The following is a 4,869-nucleotide window of genomic DNA, read 5'->3' on the forward strand; positions in this document are numbered from 1 at the left end:
CGGCAGGGCTCTACCGGGAACGCCACTGCCGAGCATGGCTCGGCACTACATGTGGGGGCTTGCCGGTAAGGCTTCATGCCGAGCATGGCTCGGCACTACAGGTGACGCATTTCTGGTAAGCCCCTGCCGAGCATGGCTCGGCACTACAGGGTCTGCGTTATCTGTACCCGGCGGCCTGCAGCTCGAACAGTTCGGCGTAGCGGCCGCCCTCGATCATCAACTCCTCGTGGGTGCCGCTGGCCTCGATGCGGCCGTCGGCCAGCACCAGGATGCGGTCGGCCATCCGCACCGACGAAAACCGGTGCGAGATCAATACCGCGGTACGGTTGTCCGACAGTTCCTTGAAACGCTGGAACACTTCGAATTCGGCGCGTGCATCCAATGCCGCGGTTGGCTCGTCCAGGATCATCACCTGCGCATCGCGCATATAGGCGCGGGCGATGGCGATCTTCTGCCACTGGCCGCCGGACAGATCCACGCCGGTCTTGAAGCGGCGGCCGATCAACTGGTCGTAGCCGGCGGGCAGGGCGTCGATCACTTCATCGGCAAGCGCGCGGTGGGCGGCATCGCGGATGCGGACCTTGTCATCCATGGCCTCGACCAAACCCACGCCGATGTTCTCGCCGGCAGACAGGTGGTAGCGCACGAAGTCCTGGAAGATCACCCCCATGTTGGCGCGCAGGTCATCCAGGTCGTAATCGCGCAGGTCTCGACCGTCCAGCAGGATGCGGCCTTCGTCCGGGTCGTACAGGCGGGCCAGCAGCTTGACCAGGGTGGTCTTGCCGGCGCCGTTTTCGCCGACCAGTGCGATGACTTCACCGGCCTGTAGGTGGAAGCTAAGATTGCGCACGGCCCAGCGCTCGGCATCGGGGTAGCGGAAGCCGACGTTGTCGAACACGAAGCCTTCGCGGATCGGGCGCGGTATCGCGGCGGCATCCGGGCGCGAGCGGATTTCCGGTTCGATGGCGAAGAACGAGAACAGGTCGTCCAGATACAGCGCTTGCCCGGCTACCTGCGAGAAGCCGGTCAGCAGGCCCTCCAGCAATTGCCGCAGGCGCAGGAAGCTGCCGGACAGGAAGGTCAGGTCGCCGATGCTGAAATCACCGCGAATGGTGCGCCAGGCGATATAGGCGTAAGCGGTGTAATAGCCCAGCGTGCCCAGGGCCGCCAGCAGGGTGCCCCAGATCGCGCGCTTGCGCGCCAGCGCGCGGTTGGCCTTGTAGAAACGTTCGGCCAGCAACTTGTAGCGGTCAATCAGGAAACGGTTGAGGTTGAAGATCTTCACCTCCTTGGCCGTTTCCACGCTGGCGCCGACCTGCCGCAGGTAGTCGAGCTGGCGGCGCTCCGGCGTCCAGCTGAAGTTGAGCGAGTAGCCCAGGGTGTTGAAGTGGGATTCGCCGATGAAGGCAGGGATGAGGGCAATGGCCAGCAGCACGATCAACCACGGCGCATAGACGATCAGGCCGGCGGCAAAACTGATGACGGTGATGCTGTCCTGCACCTGGCCGAACAACTGGCTCATCAGGCTCATGCGGCCCATGGTCTGGCGGCGGGCACGGTCCAGCTTGTCCTGCAGATCGGGGTCTTCGAAATCTTCCAGATCGAGTTCGGCAGCATGCTCCATCAGCCTCACGCTGGTGGCATTGGTGAACAGCTCCGACAACAGGGCATCGGCGTAGTTGATCATCCGGCCGAGCAGGTCCGAGCTGATGGCGATGGCCAGTTCCAGCAGCAGCAGTTCAAGCAAGGTGTTGAGGTAGCCGCTGGAGAACGCCTCGGCCAGCGGCGGCATCGCGCCGGCACCGGCCAGGCGTACCGCCTCGTCGATGATCAGCTTGCCCACGTACAACATGGCCACCGGCATCAGCGCGCGGATAAGGCGCAGGCCAAGGCTGGTCATGGTCAGCCAACGGCTGGTCTGCCATACCTGCCGCAGGAACGGCGGCAGGTTGCGCATGGCATTCACGCGCTCGCGGAAGCTGGGTTTCTGGGTGGATGCGGGCGCGGCGGCGGGGTGGGGCATGGGTGACTCAGGCGGCGAGGTACCACGTCAGGTTACCCGCAAAGGCGCGGCCAGGAGCTGCTGCGGCGCTCAACCGTCCTTGCCCAAGTCGATGTCACCCATCTGCGCATCATCGCGGCCGTCCGGGTTGTCGCGTACGGCTTCACCGGCTGGGCCGAACGAGCGCTTGCCGCTGTCTACATGGAGGTGGCTGACCACCTTGCGCACGCCTTCGATGGCAGCGACAACGGCTTCCACCTGGTGCTTGGCCTCGCTGCTGGGCACGTCGCCGGACAGCGTCACCTGGCCGTCCTTTACCTGTGCCAGCACCTGCGAAGACTGGGCCTGCTGGCCGAGAGTACGGACGACTTCATCGCCGATCAGGGAGTCGGGGCGTTCTGCGGCCATCAGCATGTCCTTTGGAAACGGGAACATCACGATGGCCGATGCGGTGTGAGATTGGTGTTACTTGGAAGCTTTGCTCCCTCCCTTTGCCGCAGGCAAGGGGAGGGCCGGGGAGGGGTGCCTTTGCTTTTGCTTCTTTGCTTGCGCCGTCATTCCCGCGCAGGCGGGAAGCGCCCACAACTCTCCTACATCAGCTGCGCGGCCCTTCCGGCGGCGGTGGTTCCGACGACTGCAGCGCCACCGGCAGGTGCCAGCCGAAGTGCATCGCCATTATCCGCAGGCCAAAGCACAGCCCGGCGCCGACCAGCGCACAAGGCAAAGGCGGTAGCCCCAGCCAATAACCCAGGGCGACAACCGCAGCGCCGGCCAAGGCTGCGACCGCATACAACTCGGCCTGCAGGACCAGCGGCACCTGTGCCAGCAGCACGTCGCGGGCAATGCCGCCACCAATGCCGGTCAGCATGCCCAGCGCCGCGGCCATCGGTGGATCGATGCCGTAGGCCAATGCCTTCTGCGTACCGGCCACGGCAAACAGTGCCAAGCCCATCGCATCGAACATGCGCACCGGGTATTGCATGCGTTCGATCAGCGGTGCCCAGAAGAACGTGACCACGCCAGCGGCCAGCGTGATCGCCGGGTAGCGCCAGTCGCTGATCGCCGCCACCGGGGTGGCACCGATCAGCAGATCTCGGGTGATGCCGCCGGCCAATGCCGCCGCGAACGACAGCACCAGCACGCCGAAGATATCCAGCCGCCGCCGCACGCCCATGGTTGCCCCGGACAGGGCGAAGACGAAGGTGCCGATGAGGTCGAGGATCAGTACGAGGGTTCCCATGCGGCGTATTGTGCGGTGTTGCGCCGGCGTCGGCCATCAGCTCACTCTGGAATGATGACCGCCGCTGTTGCGGGCGCTCAGGGCAGCGGCGGCAACAGGCTGGCGCCGAGGCGGTTCCAGGCATTGATCACCGCTACCGCCATGCTCAGGTCGCTGATGCCCTTGTCATCGAAATGCAGCGTCAATGCGTCGAATGCGGCCTGCGACGGTGCGCCATCCGGCAAGCGGGTCATGGCTTCGGCCCAGCCCAGCGCGGCGCGTTCGCGTTCATCGAAGAAGCGGCTTTCATGCCAGGCCGGCAGCGTGTCCAGCTTGCGCGGCTCGATACCGGCCTTGCGCAGCGCGGTGCCGTGCATGTCCATGCAGTAGCCGCAGCCATTGATCTGCGAGACGCGCAGGAACACCAGCTCCTGCAGCTCGTGCTCGATGCTGCTGTCATGTACGGCCTTGCTGGTGGCCAGCAGGCCCTTGAAGGCATCGGCGGCAAGGCGGGTATAGGGAACGCGAGGAAAGGTAGTGGCAGACATCAGGTGACTCCAGAGGACCGGAATGGCCGTCTTTCATTACAAGGACGCGCCAGCGCCGCTGCGCGTGACAAGCACTGGCAGTTTTTTTGGATTGAGTACGCTGTACAGCGCGGCGATGCGTCCATCCACCACCTCGATGGTGGTGAACGAAGCCAGCTTGCCGTCGGCAAAGCGCAGGATGGCCGGCTCGCCGTTGACGTAGCCCAGGCGCGCTGGCAAGGCGCCGCCGCGACGGGCAATGGCCCAGTACAGCCGGCCGATGCGCTCGGCGCCTTGCAGCGGCCGGATCGCCGCGGTGACCACGCCGCCGCCGTCGGAAAGCGCAATGGCATTGGCATGCAGCAGCGCCTGGATGGCGGGGCTGTCACCGCGCTGCGCGGCCTCCATGAAACGTTGCAGCAGCTGCTGGTGCTGCGCTGGGGCGGCGTTGAAGCGTGGTGCGCCGGTCTGCAGGCGTTGCTTTGCCCGGCGCACCAACTGCCGGCAGTTGGCCTCGCTGTGGCCAAGCAGGTCGCCTATCTGCCGGTAATCGTGGTCAAACGCTTCCTTCAGCACAAAGGCGGCACGTTCCTCCGGCCCCAGTTGCTCCAGCAGGGTGAGGAAGGCCATCGATACCTCGTCGGCGATGGCATGCGCCTGGGCCGGGCCGGGAGCGGGATCGGCCTCCAGGTCGACCTGCCAGGGCTCGGGCAGCCAGGGGCCGACATAGTGCAGGCGCTCGCGCTTGGCCGCACGCAGCCGATCCAGACCAAGGCGGGTGGTGGCGGTGACCAGCCAGGCTTCAGCGTCGCGGATGGCGCTGATATCGGCGTTGGCCCAGCGCAGCCAGGCGTCCTGGACGATGTCCTCGGCGTCCACGCGGCTGCCCAGCAGGCGGTAGGCCAGGGCAAGCAGGCGCGGGCGATGGTTCTGGAAGATGGTTTCAGCGTTCATATGAGCAGGACGGCGCAGGGCAGGCTGGCGTGACAGCGCCACTTTGCCTGAACCGGGTCTTCGTGGCTTTGATGGCTGTTGTGGGAGCGGGGGGAACCCCGCAAAGGGGGCCAGGGGGCGGCCCAGGCGTGGGGGGGGGCACGCCGGCCACAACCCAACGCGGGCCC

At 65.8% G+C, this 4,869-nt stretch carries 5 protein-coding genes; all 5 read right to left on the reverse strand.

What is annotated here, in order from left to right; all coding sequences use genetic code 11:
* Positions 1-157 precede the first annotated feature (157 nt).
* The 5 genes from ACVOKO_RS19265 to ACVOKO_RS19285 all read right to left on the reverse strand — a co-directional run bounded on the left by ACVOKO_RS19265 (position 158) and on the right by ACVOKO_RS19285 (position 4,702).
* Positions 158-2,023 (reverse strand): ABC transporter ATP-binding protein, encoded by a 1,866-nt coding sequence (locus ACVOKO_RS19265; RefSeq protein WP_346500967.1) that lies wholly within the window; start codon positions 2,021-2,023, stop codon positions 158-160.
* Positions 2,024-2,092: 69 nt separating this feature from the next.
* Positions 2,093-2,410 (reverse strand): BON domain-containing protein, encoded by a 318-nt coding sequence (locus tag ACVOKO_RS19270; protein WP_346500969.1) that lies wholly within the window; start codon positions 2,408-2,410, stop codon positions 2,093-2,095.
* A 187-nt stretch (positions 2,411-2,597) separates the two neighbouring features.
* Positions 2,598-3,242: a trimeric intracellular cation channel family protein gene (locus tag ACVOKO_RS19275; protein ID WP_346500971.1), complete on the reverse strand. Its 645-nt coding sequence runs from the start codon at positions 3,240-3,242 to the stop codon at positions 2,598-2,600.
* Between the two features lie 77 nt (positions 3,243-3,319).
* Positions 3,320-3,769: a carboxymuconolactone decarboxylase family protein gene (locus ACVOKO_RS19280; RefSeq protein ID WP_346500973.1), complete on the reverse strand. Its 450-nt coding sequence runs from the start codon at positions 3,767-3,769 to the stop codon at positions 3,320-3,322.
* A 36-nt stretch (positions 3,770-3,805) separates the two neighbouring features.
* Positions 3,806-4,702, reverse strand: a complete 897-nt coding sequence (locus ACVOKO_RS19285) for an RNA polymerase sigma-70 factor (RefSeq protein ID WP_346500975.1) — start codon at positions 4,700-4,702, stop codon at positions 3,806-3,808.
* Positions 4,703-4,869 lie beyond the last annotated feature (167 nt).

Source organism: Stenotrophomonas sp. STEN240 (assembly GCF_056756175.1).

Bases quoted from the DNA above. Each gene is read 5' to 3' on its own strand.
- ACVOKO_RS19265 (WP_346500967.1), bottom strand. From the start codon at position 2,023: ATGCCCCACCCCGCCGCCGCGCCCGCATCCACCCAGAAACCCAGCTTC.
- ACVOKO_RS19270 (WP_346500969.1), bottom strand. From the start codon at position 2,410: ATGGCCGCAGAACGCCCCGACTCCCTGATCGGCGATGAAGTCGTCCGT.
- ACVOKO_RS19275 (WP_346500971.1), bottom strand. From the start codon at position 3,242: ATGGGAACCCTCGTACTGATCCTCGACCTCATCGGCACCTTCGTCTTC.
- ACVOKO_RS19280 (WP_346500973.1), bottom strand. From the start codon at position 3,769: ATGTCTGCCACTACCTTTCCTCGCGTTCCCTATACCCGCCTTGCCGCC.
- ACVOKO_RS19285 (WP_346500975.1), bottom strand. From the start codon at position 4,702: ATGAACGCTGAAACCATCTTCCAGAACCATCGCCCGCGCCTGCTTGCC.